The sequence below is a fragment of the Gluconacetobacter sp. genome (genome assembly GCF_047721585.1).
Lineage (GTDB): Bacteria > Pseudomonadota > Alphaproteobacteria > Acetobacterales > Acetobacteraceae > Gluconacetobacter > Gluconacetobacter dulcium.
The window spans coordinates 1-813 of record NZ_JBDNXE010000208.1 but is presented as its reverse complement, the minus strand read 5'-3'; the positions used below and the strand labels follow the sequence as shown (position 1 = coordinate 813).

1 protein-coding gene is annotated in these 813 nt (G+C 66.1%); it reads left to right on the top strand.

Features of this window, described 5'->3' with window-relative positions:
* Positions 1-694: adenosylhomocysteinase (locus ABF821_RS20160; protein ID WP_415531368.1), on the top strand; the 694-nt coding region annotated here is incomplete at its 5' end.
* Positions 695-813 lie beyond the last annotated feature (119 nt).

The window sequence follows — 813 nt, the reverse complement described above, 5'->3', positions numbered from 1 at the left end:
CGCGATCCGTCGCGGCACCGACGTGATGATGGCCGGCAAGGTCGCCGTCGTCGCCGGCTACGGCGACGTGGGCAAGGGCTCGGCGGCGTCGCTGCGCAATGCCGGCTGCCGCGTCCTGGTCACCGAAGTCGATCCGATCTGCGCCCTACAGGCGGCCATGGAAGGCTACGAGGTCGTGACGATGGAAGCCGCCGCCCCGCGCGGCGACATCTTCGTCACCTGCACGGGCAATGTGGACATCATCACCGTGGACCACATGCGCGCGATGAAGCACCGCGCCATCGTCTGCAATATCGGGCATTTCGATTCCGAGATCCAGGTCGAGGCCCTGCGCAACTTCACCTGGGACAACATCAAGCCGCAGGTCGACGAGGTCATCTTCCCCGACGGCAAGCGCCTGATCCTGCTGTCCGAGGGCCGCCTGGTGAATCTGGGCAACGCCACGGGCCACCCGTCCTTCGTCATGTCGGCGTCCTTCACCAACCAGACGCTGGCGCAGATCGAGCTGTGGACCGCCCCCGAGGGCAAGTACGAGCGGCAGGTCTACACGCTGCCCAAGCATCTCGACGAGAAGGTCGCGGCCCTGCACCTGGCCAAGGTCGGCGCCGAACTGTCGAAGATGTCGGAGAAACAGGCGGAGTATATCGGCGTTCCGGTCAACGGGCCGTTCAAGAACGACCTGTACCGCTACTAAGGCCCGGCGCCGCCTGGGGGCAATGCGCGCCCCAGGCGGCACCGATAGCCGATACGAGGGAGTCCGCGCATGAGCATCTTCGGCACCATCCTGTCCACGATCTTCGGCCACGCCGGAGC